Origin of the sequence: Fusibacter ferrireducens (assembly GCF_015352425.1) — a bacterium.
Taxonomy (GTDB): Bacteria; Bacillota; Clostridia; order Peptostreptococcales; family Acidaminobacteraceae; genus Fusibacter_A; species Fusibacter_A ferrireducens.
This window is the reverse complement of sequence record NZ_JADKNH010000012.1, coordinates 102,245-125,074: the sequence shown is the minus strand read 5'-3', so window position 1 is coordinate 125,074 and position 22,830 is coordinate 102,245. Positions and strand designations below refer to the sequence as shown.

The window sequence follows — 22,830 nt, the reverse complement described above, 5'->3', positions numbered from 1 at the left end:
ACAGCCCATGAAATGAGCTTCTTTTTCGAACGCTTTTCATAGGCTGTTTTTTTTATTTATTTCCTGTTAACTGAACACTTTTTTCATTGATCTGTCCTATGTGTTTGCTCTTTGTTTACCCTGTGCTATTTCTGTCCGTAATAGGCATTCTTGCCGTGTTTTCTTAAGAAATGCTTGTCCAGCAACTCCTTTTGTAGAGTACTGTTCATCTCGCTCGCCAAAAGCATTTGCGTTCTGTAGGCCATTTTAGCAACCTCTTCCATAACCACGGCATTGTGAACAGCATCTTCAGGAGATTTCCCCCATGCGAAAGGACCATGTTCATTGACTAAGACACCGGGAATTTCATTGGGATCAATGGCCTCAAAAGTTTCTACAATGACTTTTCCCGTGTTTTTTTCATATTCGTCTGCAATTTCTGCAGCTGTCATAGGTCTCGTGCAGGGAATATCACCATAGAAGTAGTCTGCATGTGTTGTTCCAAGCGCTTTAATGGGTTTTCTAGCCTGAGCGAAACTGGTGGCCCAAGGTGAGTGCGTATGCACAACACCTCTAACCGATTTAAAGTGCTTGTATATTTCAACATGTGTAGGTGTGTCAGAGGAAGGTTTATAGTGCCCTTCCACAACTTCTCCCTCTAGATTGACCAAAACGATGTCTTCTGGTTTTAGCTGGTCATAGGCTACACCACTTGGCTTAATCCCCACCAAACCCGTTTCCACGTCATACTCAGAGACATTACCCCATGTGAAAATGATTAAATTATATTTAACCAATGCCATGTTGGCATCGTACACGCGTTTTTTTAAAGCTTCTAACATTTTATTACCTCTTTAAATGCCATATGACATCATTCATCATCAGCATCTGTTTAAAATCAGTTATGTTTGTATTTTCATCGATGACTACAAATTCAAGGTCCATAAATTCAGCAAAATCCATAAGATCTTCTTTTGTCACAGTATATGAAAAGACCGTATGATGTGCGCCACCTGCTAAAATCCAGCCTTTAACACCATCTTCGAAATTAGGATATGGTTTCCAAAGCGCTTTTGCCACAGGTAACTCGGGCATTTCATGGATTGCGTCCACTGCTTCAACCGTGTTGACGATTAATCGCATTCTCCCGCCCATATCAATCAGCGAAGCATTTAAAGCAGGACCCGATCTCGCTGTGAAAATCATGCGCGCAGGATCTTCTTTGCCGCCAATGCTGAGCTGTTTTACTATAATTGAAGGCTTATCTTTTGCAATGGTTGGACAAACTTCAAGCATATGCGCCCCTAAGACCATCTTATTTTCAGGATCTAGGTGGTACGTATAGTCTTCCATGAAAGAGGTGCCGCTGTTGTCCATGATCTTCATTAATCTCAGAAGCGCCGCCGTTTTCCAGTCACCTTCTGCTCCGAACCCATAACCTTTAGCCATGAGCCTTTGTACCGCTAATCCCGGCAACTGACTTAAACCGTATAGATCTTCAAAAGTTGTTGTAAAGGCACTAAAGCCACCATCCACTAAAAACTTTTCAATTCCAAGTTCGATTCGAGCTTGAACTCTGATGGAAGCCATCGATTCAGGTGATTGATCTGGAATTTCATACATCGTTTGATATTCTGCCATCAACTGGTCAACCGCTTCTTCTGGAATTGAATTCACCACTTTTACCAAATCACCCATGGCAAATCCATTTACAGACCATCCCATTTTGATTTCAGCTTCAACTTTATCGCCCTCTGTTACAGCCACATCTCTCATATTATCACCAAATCGTGCCACTTTTAAACAGCGGCTTTCATTGATTGCAACTGCCACATTGAGGAAGCGACCTAATTCCTGCAAAGTTGAGTCCGCCTGATAATGACCCACAATAATCTTCCTTGGCATTCTCAATCGGGTATTGATAAAACCAAACTCTCTGCCACCATGTGCCGTCTGATTGAGATTCATAAAGTCCATATCAATGGTATCCCATGGAATTTCCTTGTGATATTGCGTATGCAGTTGTACGAAAGGCTTATTGAGTTTAGAAAGGCCTTTAATCCACATTTTTGCAGGTGAAAACGTGTGCATCCATCCGATTAAACCCGCACAGTTTTTATCTGTATTGGCTGCATCAATTAAATCCGTAATTTCATCCGCTGTTTTTAAAACCGCTTTAAATTCAATTGGATACGCAAAGCCCCCATTTTGCTTTAAGTAGTCTGCAATTGCTCTTGAATCTTCTTCAACATGCCTTAAAGCCTCTTCGCCATATAAATATTGACTTCCTGTTATAAACCAAAATTCATAATGTTTTTTTATCATTTTTTGCCTCCTATATGTGCAGATGTTTATATATATTTTATACGTACAAATTAAAGTGTTTTTTTGGACATCTAAGATGTCCTGTAAAACCATTTTGTTTCTAAGTTGCATTTTCGAGTTATATTTACACATTATATTTATAGGTTACATTTGTGGATCATATTTTACGTGTTGAATCTCCTATGACAAGCTCTGGTTTCATGACTTCTTCGAAGATCTGATTCGGATTTTTCATCAGTTCAATTAAAAGATGTGCTGCTTTCTCACCGAGCTCTGCCTTTGGATGTGCAACACTTGTCAATTTTGTGACCATTGTATTCGCCCGTTTTGAATTATCAAAACTGACAATGGAATAATCCTGAGGCACAGAATAACCCAATGCCATAAGTGAATTCAATACATTTACCGCCAACTTGTCGTTATAACATACAAAAGCTGTTACCTTTTCATTTTCATCTAGCCAAGCTTTTATATTTTCTTCTGAAGCCACTTTACGGCTCCCTTCAGTTGTAAACCACTGGACGAGATCATCACCTGTATTTATCCCGGCTTCTTCAAGCGCATTTTGATAGCCTTGATAGCGACCATGTCCCTGCATATCATCTTGTTTAAAAATACCTAAAATATATTTATGGCCTAAGTCAATTAAATGTTTAGTTACAATGTATCCAGCATATTCATCATCTTGAATCACATAAGAAGTTTCAAGTGCTCGATAGGTAGCATGAATGAACAATACCGGTATACCACGATTTATGAACTTTCTATACAGCTGAATATTTTGATTGGGGTAAACACTTTTAGAGGGTTCCACAATAAGGCCTGCAAGTTGGTTATTTAACATATTATTCAGTACAACCCGTTCTCTGGTGCTGTTGTTCTTTGTTGTTCCAAGAAGTAGGCTATAGCCCTCTTCAGAAAAAACATCATCCATGCCAGAAATAATGTCTGGGAAAATATAATCTCTAAAATAGGTTGTGATAATGCCCACCATCTTGCCACTGATGTTCATATCCGCATTGGGATCTGAGACATAAGTGCCACTCCCCTGCATGGTGTACAGCCATCCTTCATTAACCAAATCACTCAGAGCACGCCGAACCGTGTGCCGACTGACGTCAAACCTTTTCATCAGTTCGCTTTCTGTGGGAATTGGATCACCGTATTTAAGATGCTCTGCTTGCATAAAGTCAATAATATATTTTTTTACCTGTTGATACTTTAACGTTGCCAAAGTGTACTCCTTACTATCAGCTATTCATCTATATTCCAACACTAGATCATTGTAACATAAAATCATTTTGATGACTATCATCGATTGCTTGCATACAATTGTGTCACAGCCTCTTTTTCAACCACAAGTCCAGCTTTATATTGTTTCATATATACTGCAAATCCTTCAACTTCACTTTTATCTGGAGCAATTGATTGCTTTGCAGAGTTTTTAAAAACGTGTTGTGCTAAAAATACCTCTAACGTTTCTGACTTCTCTTTGCGATCTAAAAACGCCGAGAGAATCGCCATGCCCCACGGGCCACCCTCACCAGCTGTCTCCATAACCGAAACTGACGTATCAATTGCCGCTGCAAGATAGCGTTGTGCAACGCCTTCCGTTTTAAAGATACCTCCGTGTCCAAGGACTTCATCTATCACAATCTGTTCTTTTTCAAGCAAAATATCAAACCCGATTTTAATGGCTCCCAGTGCAGAAAATAATTGGGCTCTCATAAAATTAGGCACATTAAATCGACTGTCCGGATGTCTCAAGAAAAGTGGCATACCCACTTCAAAACCAGTGATGTGCTCTCCGGATAAATAACCATAAGTGAGCAACCCGCCGCAATCACTCTCACCTTTAAGCGAGGCCTTGAATAGTATTTCAAAGAGCTCTGACGCATCCATCACGTGACCGGATAAATCCATAACTTCTTTGAAAAGCCCCACCCAAGCATTCAAATCTGAAGAACAATTATTCGCATGAACCATTGCAACCAAATCACCTGCTGGTGTGGTCACTTGATCGATCTCCTTGTGCACAGAAGCTAAATCCCGCTCTAAAACAACCATGCCAAATACCGATGTTCCTGCCGATAACACACTCTTGCGTTTAGAAATACAATTCGTGGCAACCATACCTGTGCCAGCATCACCTTCTGGCGGTGCAAGTGCAATGCCAGCTACAAGATCACCTGATGGATCAATCAATGCGGCCCCTGCCTTTGTCAACACACCAGCATTTTCACCTGCCATTAACGTTTTAGGCAAAATAGACTCTATTGTATACGCAATTCCCTTATCGTTCAACAACGTATTGTATTGATCCAGCATTTTTAAATTATATGCCTTTGTATCAATATCTATCGGAAACATCCCTGATGCCTCTCCGATACCGACAACCTTTTCTCCTGTGAGCTGCCAATGAATATAACCTGCAATGGTGGTCAGAAATGTAATCTGATGCACATGAGCTTCTCCATTGAGTAGCGCCTGATAATGATGTGCGATGCTCCATCTTTCAGGAATTGGATAGTTAAACAATGCCGTCAGTGATTTAGATGCCTCTGACTGTAAATTGTTTCGCCAAGTTCTGAAAGGCACAAGCAATTGATCGTCATGATCAAATGTCAAATAACCATGCATCATGCCACTGATTCCCAAGCCGCCAATTTTCATCAAAACGACGCCATACTTTTCGAGCACTGCTGTTTTTATTTCCTGATAAGCCTGCTGGATGCCTTGCCAAACCTCTTCCAAAGCATACGTCCAGTAACCATCTTGAAGTTTATTTTCCCAAGAATAACTGCCACTAGCTATAATCTCAAATTCTCGGTCTATGAGAACGGCCTTTATTCGTGTTGAACCGATCTCTATCCCCAAATAAGCAGATTCAAGCATTTTATTTGCCTCATCTCTTTTCATACATTACCTCGTTATTCTTTCTTTACCTTATTACTTTACCTTTATTTGCCTCGCTGTTGCCTCTTTACGATTTTACTTTGCTCTTGGAATAGACATCAAATGCAACTGCACTCAACAAGACGAAGCCTTTGATGGCCTGTTGCCAGTCAATGGAAACCCCTAAAATAGACATCCCATTATTGAGAACACCCATAAGTAGACCACCTACAATAGCACCTACCACAGTACCCACGCCGCCTGTTGTGGAAGCGCCACCGATAAAGCAGGCCGCAATAGCATCCAGTTCAAAGTTCACACCGGCTTTAGGTGTTGCCGAACCCAGTCTGCCTGTGAAAATAATACCAGCAAATGCAGCAAGTACACTCATGTTGACATAAACCCAGAAAAGTGTCTTTTTAACATTGACACCTGATAATTTGGAAGCCTTTTCATTGCCGCCAAATGCATAAATATGCCTTCCAGGAATGGTCTTCATTGTGAAAAATGAATAGACAATCACCAATACCACCACGATTACCAATACCATTGGGATGCCTCTATATGATGCTAAAGCAAATGTAAACGCATTTATGATTGCTATAATGCCGATATTCTTTATATTAAATAACCATGCTGGTGTTACTTCAAAATCATATTTGCTCTTAGCTGCACGACTTTTAATTTGAAAAAACAAATAGATCAATGAAGCTACGATCCCCATAGCAACTGCTAATATGTTGATATTCGTGCCACCAAAGATATCCGGAATAAACCCTGAAGCGAGGAAAGAATAGCTTTTTGGAAGTGGTGCAATAGACTTTCCTTGTAAAATAACCAGCGTTAATCCTCTAAAGACAAGCATGCCCGCCAAAGTGGCGATAAAAGCTGGAACACCTCTGTAGGCAATCCAAAAGCCTTGCCATATACCGATAAGCAATCCAACCAAAAGGGAGATCATAATCGCCCAAAACACAGGCATGCCCATGCTTACTACCAATACCGCTGAAATAGCGCCTACAAAACCTGCAACAGAGCCTACTGAAAGGTCAATGTTACCCCCTGTTAAAATTGCCAACAACATACCAATTGACAAGATTAAGATGTATGCATTTTGCATAATCAAATTCGATATATTAAGCGGTTTTAAAAGTACACCACCTGTTAAAAATTCGAAGAGTATAGTGACGACAGCCAAAGCTATGATCATAACAGACGAGCGTATATTTTTTTTAAACATTGCACTCAATTTATTGCTCATTGTGATCCTCCTAATTACTTTGCATAATACAAGTCATAATATTTTCTTGTGATGCATCTTCTGAAGTGAGTTCCCCTACAATCTGACCTTCATTTAGTACATAAATTCTGTCACACATGCCTAATAATTCAGGCATTTCAGATGAAATCATCAAAATAGTCTTTCCATGTTCAGCCAATTCATTGATAACCGAATAAATTTCATACTTTGCACCGACATCTATACCACGTGTAGGTTCATCTAAAATCAAGACATCAGGATCTGAAAATATCCATTTACTGAACACTATTTTCTGTTGATTCCCGCCTGAAAGATCACCCGCTCTTTGAAATATGCCAGAAGATTTGATGCGCAATTTTTTACGATATTCTTCAGCAACCTTAATTTCTTCGTTTTCATCAATGACAAGATTTTTACTCAACTTGTCAAGGGATGCCAATGTAATGTTGTGTCTTATATCATCTGAAAGGATTAATCCTGCTGATTTTCTATCTTCGGTTGTATAAGCAATACCATTTTTGATAGCATCTTTAACACTGTGCAGTTTTATCTCTACACCATTTTTCATGACGGTTCCAGTAATTTTACTGCCATATGATCTGCCAAATAAGCTCATTGCCAGTTCCGTTCTACCTGCACCCATCAATCCCGCTAAGCCGACAACTTCACCTTTTCGAGTGTTGAAGGAGACATCTTTAATTTTTAATTTAGAATCATCTTTGGGATCGTGAACATTCCAATTTTTAACTTCAAAAATCACTTCTCCAATTTTTAGAGAACGCCTTGGAAAACGATCTACCATAGGTCTGCCAACCATGCCTTTGATGATTCTATCTTCTGTGATTTCATCGACGCCTTTTACCAAGGTTTCAATTGTGTGGCCATCTCTGATAACCGTGATTTCATCCGCAACTTTTGTGATTTCATTCAACTTATGAGAGATGATAATACTTGTAATCCCTTGGCCTTTTAACTCCAACAACAAATTTAAAAGATGGTCTGAATCCTCATCATTTAAGGCTGCAGTCGGTTCGTCCAGAATCAATAATTTGACATCTTTAGATAGTGCCTTTACAATTTCCACAAGTTGTTGCTTACCCATGCCGAGCTCACCCACATGCATGTCGATGTGCTCAGTTAAGCCCACTTTTTTCATCATTTCCTTGGTTTTATTTCGAGTCATATCCCAATCGATAACAATACCCGTTTTGACCTGTTCGTTCCCTAAAAATACGTTTTCTGCAATAGACAAAGTGGACACCAACGCCAATTCCTGATGAATTATAGCAATGCCCTTTGCCTCACTCTCTTTAATGCCTTTAAACTCACAGAGTTCGCCATTTACAAATATTTCGCCATCATAGGTTCCGTGACCATAAACGCCGCTTAGAACATTCATCAGTGTGGACTTGCCAGCGCCATTTTCTCCTACGAGAGCGTGTATTTGGTGTTCCTTGACTTTTAAATTTACATTATCCAGTGCTTTGACACCTGGAAATTCCTTTGTGATATTTCTCATTTCAAGAACATACCGTTCCATACGTGCCCTTCTCTCTATTCATTATTAATTTCTTGATACCAATCCAACGATTACTTATGCTCTATAAAATTAATGACCAACTTTTACAAGCTGATCACTAATTTTACAAGAGGATTCAATAAAATGTAAAAGATCTATGCAATCTTTAATCATTCAATTTATTTGATATCATCTGGTGTTAAATAACCTGAATCCATAACCAATTCTTGGTAGTTGTCAATAGTCACTGTATATGGAATCAATAGATAAGATGGAACTACTTTTACGTTGTTGTTATAAGTTGTTGTGTCGTTGATTTCAGGTTCTGTACCATTGAGCACTGCATCTACCATATCTGCAGCAACTTTAGCCAAATCACGTGTATCTTTTAGAATTGTTGAGTACTGATCTCCAGAAATGATCATTTTAATAGAAGCCGCTTCTGCATCCTGTCCAGTGATAATAGGCAATGTATCTTTTTCATAACCGAAAGATACTAATGCTGAGTGAATACCTCTTGAAAGACCATCATATGGTGATAAAACGCCATCTAATTTAAGACCGCTTGTATAGTTCGCTGCTAAAATAGCATCCATACGTGCTTGAGCAACCGCACCGTCCCAACGCAATGTGCCGACTTCATCTTGTGTCACTTGTCCAGAAGGCACTACAATTTCACCAGAATCCATTAGAGGTTTAAGAACATCCATTGCCCCTTCAAAGAAATAGAAAGAGTTGGTATCATCAGGTGAGCCTGCAAATAACTCTATGTTATATGGGCCATCACCTTTTTTAGCTTTTAAACCATCCACTAGAGACTGTGCTTGTAATCTACCCACGCCTCTGTTGTCAAATGTTGCATAATAAGAAACTGCATCTGTATCTACTAATAATCTGTCATAAGAAATAACTTTTATACCGTCTTTTTTCGCTTCGTTTAAGGTATCCGAAAGTGTTGAACCATCGATTGCTGCAATTACAAGAACTTGAGCGCCTTTTGTAATCATGTTCTCAATTTGAGATACTTGAGTTGGAATATCGTCTTCTGCATACTGTAAATCGACCGTATAACCTCTTCCTTCAAGAATCTCCTTCATTGCTTTACCATCTTTAATCCATCTCTCAGATGATTTTGTTGGCATTGAAATCCCAATATAGCTTTCATTAGCTGTACTGTTATTCGTAGCCGCAGGTTCACTCGTATTACTTTCAGCAGCAGGCGCATTAGCCTCAGGACTGCTTGGAGCAGCTTTAGCGCTACATCCTGAAACTGACAATACAAGTAACATTGATAAAACCAATAACAAAAACTTTTTCATCATAGACCCCCTAAATATTTGTTAGTTAGATCACGTACATATTTGTACGTATAACTTATGGATATATGATAGCATATCATGTTTTGAATGTCAAACATAATTGTATAGTTGTACGTACAATTGTATTCATTACAAGCTTTAACCATTGACTTGAATCTCAAAAAGGTGTAACTGCGCTCAATACTCAATCCTAAAGTAAATTTAAGGATTCAGAAGCATCAAGCGCAGATACACCCTTTATCTATTTAACGTTTCTCATGACATATAATTTAATCAAATGCTTTGATCACTATAAAATAGAACTTTTTATAATTCATCATTGATTAATACCGTATTTCTGCATTTTTCTCACTACTGTTGTCTGACTGATTCCTAATATTTTAGCCACTTTTCTTGTGGACTGAAACTCCTCATAAGTTTTTTTTAATATAGTCTTCTCTACATTTTCAACGATACTATTAAATGTATTTCCCTGCTCATAGTTTAAACCCATTTGAGAAAAATATTTATCTCCCAGAAAATTCGATAAAACACTACTGTCTACAAGATCACTCTCACTTACGATGACAAGTCTTTCTATTAAGTTTTCAAGTTCTCTTATATTCCCCGGCCAACTATAGCCTTCAAGTATTTTAAAAGTCTTAAAATCAAAATGGATGTTCTTCTTATATTTATCATTAAATTTTTCAAGAAAAAATTTAATCAACAATATGATGTCGTCTTTTCTTTCCCTCAAAGCTGGCACTTTAATCGGTAAAACATTGAGTCTATAGAATAAATCTTGTCTAAACCCACCTTCATCAATCAGTTCTTCAATATTTCTATTTGTTGATGCAACTATTCTAATATCAATTTTGATGGAGCTCACACCACCTAGTCGCGTTATCTCCTTATCTTGAAGTACTCTCAACAATTTTGACTGCAAGCTGATGGGCATTTCACCGATTTCATCTAGTAGGATTGTCCCCTCATCCGCTAATTCAAATTTCCCGAGCTTACTTTTGTACGCACCAGTGAAAGCACCTTTTTCATAACCAAAGAGTTCAGATTCAAGTAAATTTTCAGGTATGGCAGCACAATTCACTTTGATAAACGGTTTGTTTTTTCTAAGGCTTGTTCTATGAATTTCACGTGCAATGATTTCTTTTCCCGTTCCCGTTTCACCTGTTATTAAAATGGTCGAATCATATTTGGATGCCTTATATACCAGCTCCAAAATTTTTTTAAAAGAACTGCTTTCTCCAATGATGCGATCCGCATTATTTTTTTCCTGCCTGAGATAATTTATTTCTTCTCTATATTTTTTATTCAGCTTTTCTGTCTCTTCAATCTTATCTTGAAGTTTAGTTAAGTCAGTAATATCTCGTGTACTCGTGACAATTTTAAATATTTCTCCATCATTATTAAATATCGGTTTTGCAGTGCTTAAGCACTTTTTCCCATTGTAAAAAAAGAGAACGGTTACAGTTTTTCGAGTATCTAGAGCTTCTAAGACCGCTGATTTTATGAAATAGCCTTTTTCTCTAAGTTCCTCCATATGATATCCAACTAAATCTTCTCTGCGCAACCCCGTAATTTTCAAATACGCCTCGTTTACATCTTCCGTGTAACCTTCAGCATCAACAATATATAACCCATCATAGGCATTGTTAAATATCGATTTTTGTACCATCAACTTTTCTTTCAAATCATCTATTTCAGATTTCATGATAAAGCCTCCATCTCACTTTCATCAACAACAGTAAATGATATCCCCTTTTTCTGTTCTCTAATTTGATCTTAAGTGAATTATAACTGATTTTTCACTTTAAATAAAATCGCATACACAATCCTTCGAACAAATAATAGAAAAGCATCGCTATAAGGTTACATCATTTCCTCGTCATTTTTATCTCAATGATCTTTATCCATCAAATCTATTGAGGTTAATACCCAATATGGTTTTAAACGATTTAAAGTTCTTCTTATATTCAAACTAGATAAGCCTTCTCTTCTCATCAATTTTTGGAACGCTCATTCTCAATACAATGTCTACAGAACAGGGCTTACACCCCTGACAAATTTCAACATCACCTTGCAAAGACAGATATAGATAGACCTCTTCCCGCTCCCATTTATAAGCATCCACAAGTAAATTTTGCATCGCTTCAGCAGCGTATTTAAGAGCCGTTTCATAATCACTGGCACATGCGATAACGTACCATTTGTCATTGGTTTCAACGATTGGCCACTCCAAATTAAAGCGCTTTATCACATCCACTTTCACCCTTACTTCACCTGAAACTTCAAGGCCTGTACCACATATTTCACCGTCGCCCATAACCGCATGTAAATCTCCAATTTGCAATAACCCGCCGGAGGTTTGGACTGGTAAATAGACGATACTTCCCCTTGTGATGATTTTACAATCTAGGTTACCCCCGTGACTTCCTGGAAAGCCCGTTGGCACACGCCCCGCCTTGGGCGCCAATCCAATGACGCCAATCATGGGGTTGATCGGTAATTGCAACTCATTGAAACAGGCTGTATTTTCTTGGATCTTTATTATTTTCGTCTTTAGGTTGCTCCTATCGCTTAATGGACCAACCCCTGACAAACTCGAAACAACCCCCTGATCTGAAACCTTAATATCGATGATGTTTACAACGATCACATCTCCAGCTTCTGCATCTTTAATAGACACAGGTCCAGTTGCCGGGTTCAATTTGTTATAATCAACATCAGAAATCAAGTGTTCTTCTGAATGAATTTGATCAGAAAAACAATCCAGTGTTTTAAATACAATAGTATCGCCTTTTTCAATTTCTAAAATTGGGGCATTATCAGGCGAAAAGGTGTACACATATTTATCAATGATCATTGCATGTCTCCTCAATTGGCAAATTGTCCTATTTCAACACCATTTTTTCATTCAATCTATCTAATTTTGTAATTGTCAAAAATTTTCAGCCACGAACTTAACAATTTTGCTTACGCATGCCTCGACTATCTTCTCGCCCTTCTCTACCGTGGCTGACGTTGCATCACCTATAATACCTGAGGCAGACATTTTATTAAGGGGGATATATTGAATAATATCTGCAAATGAATTATAGTATTTTTCTTCAAGTTCATGTCGAATGGCTTGTTTCATATCCACAAGCTCTGGTCGTAAATACAACATCACTGAAGTCCCACATTCACTGGCATGTCCGTGAGCCATATAGCCTGTGTTATCCAGAAAATCTCCGGAATTTGCCATTGCAAATCGCCACCAATCCACTTGTATCGTTTGCATTTCAGGATACTTATCCCTATACTCTTTGCATATACAATCGATCAAGGAGACATTGCCTGCGTGGCCCGTCATGAATAAGAATTTTTTGAATCCCCAACCTCTCAAGCTTTCGCAAATATCTCTGACATACCCTTTGAAGTGTTCTTCTGAAACCATCATACTCCCAGGAAAAGTTCTCAATATACTGCTCTCACCAACATCGATACTAGGTCCCACCAATGCGCCGATCATGTCGGCTACTTTCTTTGCAATCGCTTCCGCAACTATGATGTCCGTTCCCAGTGGCATATGCGGCCCATAGCCTTCAATTGCGCCTGTGGGTATTATCACCATATCCGTCGTCTCTGTACACCTCTTAAACTCTACCAAGCTCATTTCACGTAATTTATGAGTCATTAAATGAACCTCCTCTAACTTATGTCAAATTCAATAACAGCACTTTCATATCTTCTCAACGGGTTGCATTTACCTTGCACAAATATTGGATCTATACCTTCATTAGAGATATAGATCCAATCCAAAAAGATCGATTCAACACGTCTCTCAAAATCTCAATCTATTAACTCGCCAATATTCTAATCAAAAAGCTTTGTATAATGAGTACCAGCGCACCGCCCAATCGAGATGATATTTGAGCAAATGGCATTAAATTCATTCTCTCTGACGCTGATAAGATTGCCACGTCTCCGTTGCCACCCACATTGGACATACACAATCCAGCCGTAACGGCAGATTCTATAAAATAGAAATTTACCAATTGTCCAATAAATCCGGCTCCTAAGACACCTCCAACTACTGTGGCAACACACACAATGAGGTACATCGGACTGAGAATATCTATAATGCCTTGAATACTAATCATGGTTATTCCAACGCCAGCCATTAACGCCAACGTAAAGTTTTTGACTAAGAAGCTGTACCACTTTGTTGCAGCAAGTTCCATTTTCTTAGGCACAATACCAGTGATCTTTGCCAGTGCCACTGTAACAATAATGAAAGCATAGTAATGAATGACTGGAACAAAATGGCCTAATATTCTGCCAAAAATAAAAAATACAGATGATATGAAAAGGCCCATACCCAAATCCGTCAGATTCATTGAATCCTCTTCCTCGTAAGCTTCACTTTCCGCCATTGTAAACCCTTTCATCAAGACACCATTGCCCGATAGTGAAGGCCTCTTTTTACCCAGTGAGTTAATGCCTCCAGCAAACACCAGCGAAGTTATGCCGCCTAGCGTTACTGCTGGATAAATTTTGCTAAATACAGCTTCATTGCCAATACCTAATACGGTGCCATACATTTCAGACATAGGAATTGCACCACCACCTGTGCCGCCTCCCATAATAGGCGCTGCAATGTATAAAATACTTTCTTTCCAACCGATTCCCGCAATTTGTCCCACTATGCCTGCAAGAGCATACGCCCCTATTATGCCGGCAGTAAGTGGCACAAAATACCTTGAACCCGCTTTAATTAATAAGTTTCTATCAATTCCTAATAAACTGCCACATATCAGACCAGAAATATAAAAGGTTATAAAACTTGTATTGCCACCTACAAACCCTTCAACAGTCTCAATTAGATTTTCTGGGAACACATGGAAATGATTTAAAATAGCACATGTGAAAGCAATTGCGGCTACGCCACCAATTGTATTTTTGATAAAAGAGATCTTATTGGCAACAAACGATAATGCTGAGCCAATAAACATACAAACCGCAAAACCACCAATTAAATTTTTAGGAAGTATTCCCATATATGCAGCAACCATAATTACTATGCCACATAATAAAAACCACAAAGGAGACATACCCATAATAAGCGTTTTTTTATTCGTTTCAATAGTTTGTTGATTAACCATTTCTTACCTCCAAATTTTTAATGATTGTGTTCACTAAGACACCCCGCTATTTATTTTTCCGCACATTGATAAAGCAAAGATACAATATGCTTTATTGCCTCTTTATAATCCTTGAGTGATAAATTTTCATCGGGTCCATGATGTGAAGAACCTGTATTGGCTGGACCTATGCCTATGATTGGAATTTCTGGCCATACGTCTCTAAAAACGATGCCAGGACCACCACCAAGTGCCGTAAGCTCTATGACGATAGGATTCTTATAAACTTTTTCAGCAGATTTGCGCATTATATCCGTAAATTCTGTATTTATTGGTGTTCTCACAGGTTTATTTTTGCCAGTGACATGAATCTCTATATCTCCAAAACCGTGTTTGTCCAAATGTTTTCTCAGAAGATCTATGATTTCATCTGGATCTTGATCAGCAACAAGATTGAAATTTGCTTTTGCAGTTGCCAAATAAGGATTTATGAGTCGTTTACTCCTATACATTTCCCCCGACTCAAGGCCATTAATTACCAGGGTCGGCACAGTGTACAGTTTTTCCTTTACTTCATAGCCTTCCATATTATCAAGAAATTTATGATTACCAGTTCTATTTCTTAGTGCGCTTTCATCAAATGGAAAATCATTCAGTACTTTCACATCATCCTCCGTTAGAGGGATTACCTTTTCATAAAAACCTTCGATCAGCACTTTTTCATTGACGTCTTTTAAAGTCCCTAGAGCCCATATTAATCGCCACGCAGCGTTTGGTATGACCGATCCCAATCTTGCGTGTACGTCCATATTAGCAGTCTTGCAGACGAATTCTAATCCAATGCCGCCCCTTACACCATATCTTACCCACGGATTACCCTGTTCATCTTTTCTGCCATTTTCCCAGATGCATAAATCCGCTTTTGTCATTTGCTTGAATATTGTTCTTTGTTCTTGAGCAAATTTATATAAACTTGTACTGCCCGTTTCTTCATCACCTTCAACTAAAAATTTAACATTAATCGGCAATTCTTTTTCAACCGCCAAAATGGCTTCAATCGCGTGTAATCTAGAAAACAATCCACCTTTATTATCTGAGATGCCACGAGCATATATTTTACCGTCATGAATCTCGCCTTTAAAGGGTTCAAAATGCCATTTTTCGATGGGATGCTCAGCAACAATATCATAATGGTTGTAAAAAAGAACAGTTTTGTTCTCATGTCCAGTTTTTTCTCCAAAGATCAATGGATTGCCCTCGTCCACTGGATATGTTTTACACTGCAAATTCAGAGATTTCATCTTATCCGAAATATACGTAGCCGTTTTATCTAAGCCTTCCCGATCACCAATTACACTCCTAAATTTACATACTTCTTGTAGTTCTCCAATCATCTTGTCAAAATGTTCATCGATATATTTGAAAATTTTCTCCACGGTCTTCCTCCCATTTATTACTTCATTTTAACCATTTCCCGTATGCAAATAACTATATGCACTTGTAATTGTATATATTATCTCATTTTATCACCTCGCTAAATTAAAATGCTCTTTAGAAAATTATGCTGAATACACTCTTCTTGCCAAAGAACTTCAATTGACTAATTTGCAACCAGATGCCTCAGCGATCATATCCTATATAAAATCTCTTTTATGCGTCAGACACGGGAGTGTTTTTCTTGTATTTTCTAGATACGTCATATCTACGTCTGCTATCAAATAGCCCACCTTTTCTTGAGCTCTTGCTATAACCACTCCCCAAGGATCTACCACCATGCTATTGCCATAAGATGATTTCCCAATGGGCCTTTCTCCAAACTGATTTACACCAACTATATACACTTGATTTTCGATAGCCCTTGATCTCAATAGCACTTCCCAATGGTCTTTACCTGTATAGAGTGTGAATGCAGCTGGTACGAAAATTAATTTTGCGCCCTTTTCAGTGAGTCTCCTGAATAATTCTGGGAATCTCAAGTCATAACAAATAGAAAATCCGAAATTACCCATTTCATTGATTGTATTAACAGCTTCATGCCCATTTTTAACAACATCCGATTCTTTTTCATTCACTACTCCCGGAATCTCCACATCAAATAAATGTATCTTCCTATATATAGCCTCAATTTCTCCCGTAGGATTTATCAAAACAGATGTGTTATATACTTTTTCATCAAATTCATTCTTTTCTAAAAAACTACCATTATGAATATACACATTATTCTTTTGAGCTATTTTTTTGAGAGTATTGATAATATTACCGTCCAAAGACTCTGCATGTTCTATCATATTTTCATCAGATAGATAGGTTGAGCATTCAGGAAAGATTACTATATTAGCGCCTTCTACAGCACATTGCTCTGTAATGGCTTGGATGGTCTCTAGATTCTTCTCAATATCATCTTTTGTATTTATTTGTCCTAACCCAATTCGAATTTTCTGCATCTTCGTATTCTCCTCAATCATTTGTTATAACATCCAGTTTGCCGATTCATTCATTTAAAAATATACGCAAAAGAGATTACAATATTTTTGATTTCACCAATTCAGCAGCACCAGATAATTCAGCTAAACTCACACCACTTTTTATCTTTTCTATTAGCACTTTTTCAAATGCCATATCACTTTCTATCTTTTCTAATAGCGCTTCTGCATCTTCGCATTTAATAACCAATATACCTGTATCATCTCCAAAAATCAAATCTCCAGGATTGACAACTGCGCCACCACACTGGATTGAGGTATTTATTTCTCCATATAATCCAAGTAATTTTGTGGTAACTACAGACACTCCTGTTGCAAATACAGGAATCCCCACATCTGCGATGCCATGTATATCGGTTACTGGACCATCCACAATAATAGCTGCAGCACCCCGTGTCTTTGCTGCTAATGCCAGTACATCACCCACTGGCGCATAGATATCATCACCTATCCGATCAATTACAATGATGTCACCCGGTTGAATCAAGTCTAGGCTGTAGTGCAGTAGTGTTGAATCATTCACTGTAATTTTTAAGGTAAACGCCGGTCCAACAACTTTAACATTTGGAAATATGGGTTTAATAGATGGATTCATAAATCCCGTATGAATATAATGTCCTGCGGTTGCAGGCTCTGCATTTTTGTATCTTTCAATGATATCTTTACTAAGATTATTAACTCTAGGCAATATTTTCATTCTATTCCTCCAAGATTATTGTGTGAAACTCCAAGTGTGATTATCTGGTACGAATTCTATAATTTTGATACACCTTCTATATACCTTCTATTATATAGTGGTCTAAACACCTCCTCTCTTTCAACCTCATAGAATAATATCTTCCTCAATAACAAATGTGTTTCTTTGACATAATACTTTGCAACACTGCATCTATTGATAAAAAATATTATATTACATTATATTAATAAGCAATTATCCTGCCAAAATTACAAGTCTTCAAAGGCTTGTAATTGTAACATTCCTTTTATTCAAAAACAAAGAATCGAGTCCTTTTCGACTCGATTCTTTGTTTCCGCTATTTATCAAGGCTTTCAACCGAACCGAAAACAACTCTAGATGCGTATTCGGTTCACTCATGCTAGGCGCACCATATAAAAGGCCCCACCCATTTATTTTAAATAGGTGAAGCCTTTTTAGAGGGGGAAATACTTCATAATAATTTTTTTACAATTTCCACGATGCCAGCTGTGTTTTCTGCAATATGAACACCAGCAGCAGCTAACATTTTTTCTTTATTTTCAGCGCTCCCTGTACCATCCGCTGATACAATTGCACCTGCATGTCCCATGCTTTTACCCTTAGGTGCATTTTTACCAGCAATTAAAGCGATTACAGGTTTTGTAATATTTTCTTTTATATATTCTGCAGCGAGTTCTTCTTCGTTGCCGCCGATTTCACCAATCATAACAATCATTTTGGTTTGCTCATCTTGCTCAAATAATGGCAATAAATCTAAAAATGTAGAACCCGGAATCATGTCTCCGCCTACGCCAATACAAGTAGACTGACCAATGCCATTGTTTGTCATCATGGATATCGTTTCATAACAGTTGGTTGCACTTCTGGACATCACGCCAACATTGCCCTCAGAAAAGATCTTATGAGACATAAATCCAGCTTTTGCTTTGCCAGGTGATATGATCCCAAATGAGTTAGGTCCTATCACTCTACAATTTTTAGATTTTGAAAAGTGGTATATACCCATCATATCTTTCACTGGCACGTGCTCTGCTATTGTAATAACAAGCTCTAATCCTGCATCCAATGCTTCATATACACCTGCTGCCGTATGCTTTGCAGGTACAAATAAGATTGAAGCATTTGCATTTGTAGCTTCTATCGCTTCTTTCACCGTGTCAAACACAGGAACGCCAAGGACAGTTTGACCGCCTTTTCCCGTTGTTACCCCTGCAACCACTTGAGTACCATATTGAAGCATTTGTTCAGCATGAAATGTGCCTTCTCTGCCTGTTATGCCCTGTACAATTAATCGTGTATTCTTATCAATGAGCACACTCATTATTGTTGCCTCCTTTTATAAAGCTCCTCAACACCTTCTACTAGTCCATCCACAGATACAACATCATAGTTTATAGACTTGATTATTTCGATGCCCATTTCCTTATTAGTCCCTTCAAGTCTCACGATGACACATTTACCCTTAGGTTGTAATTCCATGGCTATCTTCACACCTTCTGCAACTTCGTTACATCTGGTGATCCCACCAAAGATATTGATGAACAAATACTTGATATCCGTATTGGATAGCATGATTCGAACCGCTTCCTTAATTTTATCTGAAGTCGCACCACCGCCTAGATCCAACACAGCACCAACGGTCATACCTGCCTTTGTAATGTGATCAATACAAGACATGAGCATTCCAGAACCGTTACTGATTACAGCAACATCTCCGCCTTCTTCAACAGGAATATATAAGAATTTATATTTTCGAGCTTCAAGCACAAGAGCCTCTTCTTGAATAGAATCTCTGTACTCTAAAACTTTTGGTTGTCTATACAACGCACTGTCATCCACATCCACTTTTCCATCCAGTGCAATGATTTCATTTTCAGCACAAACTAAAAGCGGATTGATCTCCACAATAAGCGCATCTATTGCCAAGAAAACTTTATACAATTTTGATATGATATCATAAAGCGGTTCTAACAGGCCTTTATCAATACCACTTTTGTTGATCAGATAATGCACTGTATACTTTTGAACACCCACTTCTGGATAGATTGGCACCTTTATGATTGCTTCAGGATTCGTCACTGCAGTTTCTTCTATATCGACGCCACCTTGTGAACTAAAAATAATCATTGGTCTTTTGCTCAGTCTATCTAAAATGATACTAAGGTACATTTCACTGATGCCTTCGGCTTTTTCAACGATCATTATTTTATTGACTTTATGGCCCTTCAGAACACTGTGAAGCATCTTAGCACAAATGGCTTTGAGTGAGTCACTATCTTCTGCGAATTGAACGCCTCCAGCTTTTCCTCTACCACCAATTTGGACCTGTGCCTTGACAACTAGAGGAAAAGTCAATCCCTTTATCTGCTCATCTATATTTTCTAAACTGTCTATGACAACTGCCTTTTTAACCGGTATCCCATATTCTTCAAAAACTTCTCTTGCTTGATATTCCATAAATTTCATATATCAGTTACCCCCATATTTCTTCGTCAGATGGTTGTGAACCCTCAATTGAAAATGCAATTCTTGAAATATTAATCAAATGTTTGTAGTCCAAGTTTTCTGAAATACTGTTATTGCCCCATGAACCACATCCCAAAGTTGTTGTTGCTGCAAGTCCATTGCTAAAGCTGCCGCCATTCATAGTTGCACATATTTGGTTAATTAAAAGTCTGCTTACTGTGAGTTTTTCTCCTGCAATTTTAATGTTTTCCTTATTATTGGAATGCATAGCCACAGAATGACCCTTGCCTTCTATTTCAAGATCCATTTGTGCAATCTCAATCGCTTCATCCAGTGTTTTGTATTTCACGATGCCTATAACTGGACACATTTTTTCTTTACGGAATAAATCAGTTTTATCCGCATTGTCGATCTCCACCATGATAACCGATGCATTTTCAGGAATGCTTATATCGGAAAGCGCTGCCACAGCCTCCACGGACTGGCCTACTGCCTTTCTATCCATAACGCCATTTTCATCGAATATGCCTTTTTTAAGTTTGTTCTTTTCTTCTGCACTTTCTATAAAATAAGCGCCATTCGCTTTAAATTCTTTTAAGATGGCATCAAAGTCATCTTCATGGACGATAACCATTTGTTCCCCAGAACAAATAATACCGTTATCAAAAGTTCTACCTTCAATAATTTTTGGCACAACTTCCTTGAAATCCACATCGCGATCGACGATACATTGTACATTGCCTGCGCCAACGCCAAATGCTGGCTTTCCACTTGAATAAGCTGATTTTACCATACCCATTCCACCTGTTGCCACAACTACATCAGCACTTTTCATCAATAAATTCGTCAATTCTATGCTCGGTTCTTCAATCGTTTGGATAAGACCTTCTGGCGCATTTATTTTTTTCAAGTTCTCATTGATTAATGCCACTGTGTGCCATACACATTTCTTTGCTCTTGGATGCGGTGCTATGATAATTGCATTTCTGCCTTTCAAAGCAAACATTGCATTACACATTGGCGTTACGATTGGATTGGTACAAGGTGCTACTGCGCCTATGATTCCCATAGGTTTAGCCACTTTGATGATGCCATTTTCTTGATCTTCTTCAATGATCCCAACAGATTTTTTACCCTTTAAGCTATTCCAAATAATTCTTGACTTACCCATGTTTTTCTTTACTTTGTGCTCGTAAACGCCCATTCGCGTTTCTTCTACTGCCATTTTCGCAAGCAACTCAGCATTATCAAAAACCGTTTTAGCGATGATTTTTACAATCTCATCCACTTGTTCTTGTGAGTAATTTTCGAATTCCTTTTGACCTGCTCTGGCCTTTTCAATCATTCCAGAAATGATTTTTTCATTTTCCATCTTTTATCAACCTCTCTATATAAGATATATCATATACTTACAAATTTACTTGTTTACAATCTAAAGTCATCATCAGAATTCAACGTTAAAACCTTAATTCATCTGACAGTAAACCTCATTTTAAGAAAGCCATTGAACTATGCATAGGCCTTTTCTAATGCTTGTAAGAAGTCATTCACAAGATCTTCTGTATTTTCAATCCCTACAGAAATTCTCAACATACCATCTGTAAGTCCAATAGCAAGTCTTTCTTCTTTAGTAAAGTTACTATGTGAGCTCATTGGTGGATAAGCCATAGTCGTACGGTATCCGCCAAGCGTCATTGCATAATGACAAAGGTTCAATGAACGCATGAACTTGTTCATTTTTTCTCTGTCTTCAGGTAATTCTAGTAACATCATACCGCCGAAGTTCTTTCCAAATTGCTCAACAGCCAACTTGTGTTGTGGATGACTTTCAAGTGAAGGATGACTCACTCTTAAGACATAAGGTGATTTTTCAAGGGCATGTGCTAGAGCAGTTGCATTCTCACATGCTTTTTTGATTCTTAACTCCAGTGTTCTCATACCACGCATTGTCAACCAGCTTGTGAAAGGATCGCTCTGTGTGCCAAGAAGCACTTGTAAAGCGTAGATAGGCTTAATCAATTCTGATTTACCCGTTACAGCACCACAAACCGCATCACTATGCCCATTGGCAAACTTAGTCAAACTGTTCACGACGATGTCTACGCCGAACTTAAGCGGTTGAACGAGTGCACCTGTCATAAACGTATTATCAACAATAAAGAGTGCGTTATTTTCATGAGCAATATCAGCGATTTTTTTAAGATCCGGTACCATAATCATTGGATTAGATACAGTCTCTGTAAACAACATCACTGTATTCGGTTTGATATTTGCCTTGATTTCTTCTAAATTTGTAAAATCAACAAAGCTCGTCTCTACACCATATTTTTCTAAAATGTCTGTGAATATTTCTACAGATTCACCATAGAGTGTTTTATCAGAGAGTACATGATCTCCTGCTTTTGTGTAAGTAATCAATGCTGAAGAAATAGCAGCCATTCCTGAAGAACATCCAATGGATTCTTCACCACCCTCAACACAATTCATCATTTCAACAAGTGCAGAACGATTAGGATTTCTGTTTCTATTGTAGCAGAATCCTTTTTTATCATAGCGATCTTGCAAGCCATCTAAATCTTCTACATTATGTGCTGTGGATAAATGGATAGGCAATGCTTCTGGGTGATCGGTGGGATTATTAAAATATGCCCCTGCCTCAAGAATCCTTGACTCAAAACTCAAATCATCATCAAAATTATTAAACATAATCCTTCTCTCCTTTTCTAATTACTCCGAATTGTTATA

18 protein-coding genes are annotated in these 22,830 nt (G+C 38.1%); all 18 read right to left on the bottom strand.

Features of this window, described 5'->3' with window-relative positions; genetic code table 11:
- Window positions 1-125 precede the first annotated feature (125 nt).
- On the bottom strand, window positions 126-821 hold the full coding sequence (locus ISU02_RS18265; RefSeq protein WP_194703284.1) for an L-ribulose-5-phosphate 4-epimerase: 696 nt from the start codon (window positions 819-821) through the stop codon (window positions 126-128).
- A 4-nt stretch (window positions 822-825) separates the two neighbouring features.
- The gene (gene araA, locus ISU02_RS18260; protein ID WP_194703283.1) at window positions 826-2,304 is read right to left on the bottom strand and encodes an L-arabinose isomerase; all 1,479 of its coding nucleotides are present in this window, start codon (window positions 2,302-2,304) and stop codon (window positions 826-828) included.
- Between the two features lie 157 nt (window positions 2,305-2,461).
- Entirely contained in the window at window positions 2,462-3,538 is a 1,077-nt protein-coding gene (locus tag ISU02_RS18255; RefSeq protein WP_194703282.1) for a GntR family transcriptional regulator, read from the bottom strand.
- A 77-nt stretch (window positions 3,539-3,615) separates the two neighbouring features.
- Window positions 3,616-5,223 carry a xylulokinase gene (locus ISU02_RS18250; protein ID WP_194703281.1) on the bottom strand — a complete coding sequence of 536 codons (1,608 nt, stop codon included), beginning with the start codon at window positions 5,221-5,223 and terminating at the stop codon, window positions 3,616-3,618.
- Between the two features lie 64 nt (window positions 5,224-5,287).
- Window positions 5,288-6,460 carry a multiple monosaccharide ABC transporter permease gene (gene mmsB, locus ISU02_RS18245; RefSeq protein WP_194703280.1) on the bottom strand — a complete coding sequence of 391 codons (1,173 nt, stop codon included), beginning with the start codon at window positions 6,458-6,460 and terminating at the stop codon, window positions 5,288-5,290.
- Window positions 6,461-6,470: 10 nt separating this feature from the next.
- Window positions 6,471-8,000 (bottom strand): multiple monosaccharide ABC transporter ATP-binding protein, encoded by a 1,530-nt coding sequence (mmsA, locus tag ISU02_RS18240; protein ID WP_194703279.1) that lies wholly within the window; start codon window positions 7,998-8,000, stop codon window positions 6,471-6,473.
- A gap of 158 nt (window positions 8,001-8,158) precedes the next feature.
- Entirely contained in the window at window positions 8,159-9,301 is a 1,143-nt protein-coding gene (chvE, locus tag ISU02_RS18235) for a multiple monosaccharide ABC transporter substrate-binding protein (RefSeq protein WP_207736410.1), read from the bottom strand.
- A 313-nt stretch (window positions 9,302-9,614) separates the two neighbouring features.
- Window positions 9,615-11,006 carry a sigma-54 interaction domain-containing protein gene (locus ISU02_RS18230; protein ID WP_194703277.1) on the bottom strand — a complete coding sequence of 464 codons (1,392 nt, stop codon included), beginning with the start codon at window positions 11,004-11,006 and terminating at the stop codon, window positions 9,615-9,617.
- A 267-nt stretch (window positions 11,007-11,273) separates the two neighbouring features.
- The gene (locus ISU02_RS18225) at window positions 11,274-12,158 is read right to left on the bottom strand and encodes an acetamidase/formamidase family protein (protein ID WP_207736409.1); all 885 of its coding nucleotides are present in this window, start codon (window positions 12,156-12,158) and stop codon (window positions 11,274-11,276) included.
- A gap of 75 nt (window positions 12,159-12,233) precedes the next feature.
- Entirely contained in the window at window positions 12,234-12,971 is a 738-nt protein-coding gene (locus ISU02_RS18220) for a creatininase family protein (protein ID WP_194703276.1), read from the bottom strand.
- 163 nt (window positions 12,972-13,134) lie between these two features.
- Window positions 13,135-14,439, bottom strand: a complete 1,305-nt coding sequence (locus ISU02_RS18215) for a 2-hydroxycarboxylate transporter family protein (RefSeq protein WP_194703275.1) — start codon at window positions 14,437-14,439, stop codon at window positions 13,135-13,137.
- A gap of 50 nt (window positions 14,440-14,489) precedes the next feature.
- A complete protein-coding gene (locus ISU02_RS18210; protein ID WP_194703274.1) occupies window positions 14,490-15,854 on the bottom strand; it encodes a M20/M25/M40 family metallo-hydrolase in 1,365 nt (454 codons plus the stop codon).
- A gap of 198 nt (window positions 15,855-16,052) precedes the next feature.
- Window positions 16,053-16,862: a carbon-nitrogen hydrolase family protein gene (locus tag ISU02_RS18205; protein WP_194703273.1), complete on the bottom strand. Its 810-nt coding sequence runs from the start codon at window positions 16,860-16,862 to the stop codon at window positions 16,053-16,055.
- Between the two features lie 76 nt (window positions 16,863-16,938).
- Window positions 16,939-17,598, bottom strand: coding sequence for an RraA family protein (locus ISU02_RS18200; RefSeq protein ID WP_194703272.1), 660 nt, complete (start codon window positions 17,596-17,598; stop codon window positions 16,939-16,941).
- A 472-nt stretch (window positions 17,599-18,070) separates the two neighbouring features.
- The gene (gene sucD / locus ISU02_RS18195; RefSeq protein WP_194703271.1) at window positions 18,071-18,940 is read right to left on the bottom strand and encodes a succinate--CoA ligase subunit alpha; all 870 of its coding nucleotides are present in this window, start codon (window positions 18,938-18,940) and stop codon (window positions 18,071-18,073) included.
- Window positions 18,940-20,085, bottom strand: coding sequence for an ADP-forming succinate--CoA ligase subunit beta (sucC, locus tag ISU02_RS18190; RefSeq protein ID WP_194703270.1), 1,146 nt, complete (start codon window positions 20,083-20,085; stop codon window positions 18,940-18,942). Before sucC ends, sucD begins: the two co-directional genes overlap by 1 nt.
- Before the next feature lie 7 nt (window positions 20,086-20,092).
- Complete coding sequence (locus ISU02_RS18185; RefSeq protein WP_194703269.1) at window positions 20,093-21,457, bottom strand: aldehyde dehydrogenase family protein; 1,365 nt, start codon at window positions 21,455-21,457, stop codon at window positions 20,093-20,095.
- 137 nt (window positions 21,458-21,594) lie between these two features.
- Complete coding sequence (locus tag ISU02_RS18180; protein WP_194703268.1) at window positions 21,595-22,791, bottom strand: trans-sulfuration enzyme family protein; 1,197 nt, start codon at window positions 22,789-22,791, stop codon at window positions 21,595-21,597.
- Window positions 22,792-22,830: the final 39 nt, after the last annotated feature.

Excerpts from the sequence above, each read along its gene's own strand:
- ISU02_RS18265 (WP_194703284.1), bottom strand. The coding sequence starts at position 821 with ATGTTAGAAGCTTTAAAAAAACGCGTGTACGATGCCAACATGGCATTG.
- araA (WP_194703283.1), bottom strand. The coding sequence starts at position 2,304 with ATGATAAAAAAACATTATGAATTTTGGTTTATAACAGGAAGTCAATAT.
- ISU02_RS18250 (WP_194703281.1), bottom strand. The coding sequence starts at position 5,223 with ATGAAAAGAGATGAGGCAAATAAAATGCTTGAATCTGCTTATTTGGGG.
- mmsB (WP_194703280.1), bottom strand. The coding sequence starts at position 6,460 with ATGAGCAATAAATTGAGTGCAATGTTTAAAAAAAATATACGCTCGTCT.
- mmsA (WP_194703279.1), bottom strand. The coding sequence starts at position 8,000 with ATGGAACGGTATGTTCTTGAAATGAGAAATATCACAAAGGAATTTCCA.
- chvE (WP_207736410.1), bottom strand. The coding sequence starts at position 9,301 with ATGATGAAAAAGTTTTTGTTATTGGTTTTATCAATGTTACTTGTATTG.
- ISU02_RS18230 (WP_194703277.1), bottom strand. The coding sequence starts at position 11,006 with ATGAAATCTGAAATAGATGATTTGAAAGAAAAGTTGATGGTACAAAAA.
- ISU02_RS18225 (WP_207736409.1), bottom strand. The coding sequence starts at position 12,158 with ATGATCATTGATAAATATGTGTACACCTTTTCGCCTGATAATGCCCCA.
- ISU02_RS18220 (WP_194703276.1), bottom strand. The coding sequence starts at position 12,971 with ATGACTCATAAATTACGTGAAATGAGCTTGGTAGAGTTTAAGAGGTGT.
- ISU02_RS18215 (WP_194703275.1), bottom strand. The coding sequence starts at position 14,439 with ATGGTTAATCAACAAACTATTGAAACGAATAAAAAAACGCTTATTATG.
- ISU02_RS18205 (WP_194703273.1), bottom strand. The coding sequence starts at position 16,862 with ATGCAGAAAATTCGAATTGGGTTAGGACAAATAAATACAAAAGATGAT.
- ISU02_RS18200 (WP_194703272.1), bottom strand. The coding sequence starts at position 17,598 with ATGAAAATATTGCCTAGAGTTAATAATCTTAGTAAAGATATCATTGAA.
- sucD (WP_194703271.1), bottom strand. The coding sequence starts at position 18,940 with ATGAGTGTGCTCATTGATAAGAATACACGATTAATTGTACAGGGCATA.
- sucC (WP_194703270.1), bottom strand. The coding sequence starts at position 20,085 with ATGAAATTTATGGAATATCAAGCAAGAGAAGTTTTTGAAGAATATGGG.
- ISU02_RS18185 (WP_194703269.1), bottom strand. The coding sequence starts at position 21,457 with ATGGAAAATGAAAAAATCATTTCTGGAATGATTGAAAAGGCCAGAGCA.
- ISU02_RS18180 (WP_194703268.1), bottom strand. The coding sequence starts at position 22,791 with ATGTTTAATAATTTTGATGATGATTTGAGTTTTGAGTCAAGGATTCTT.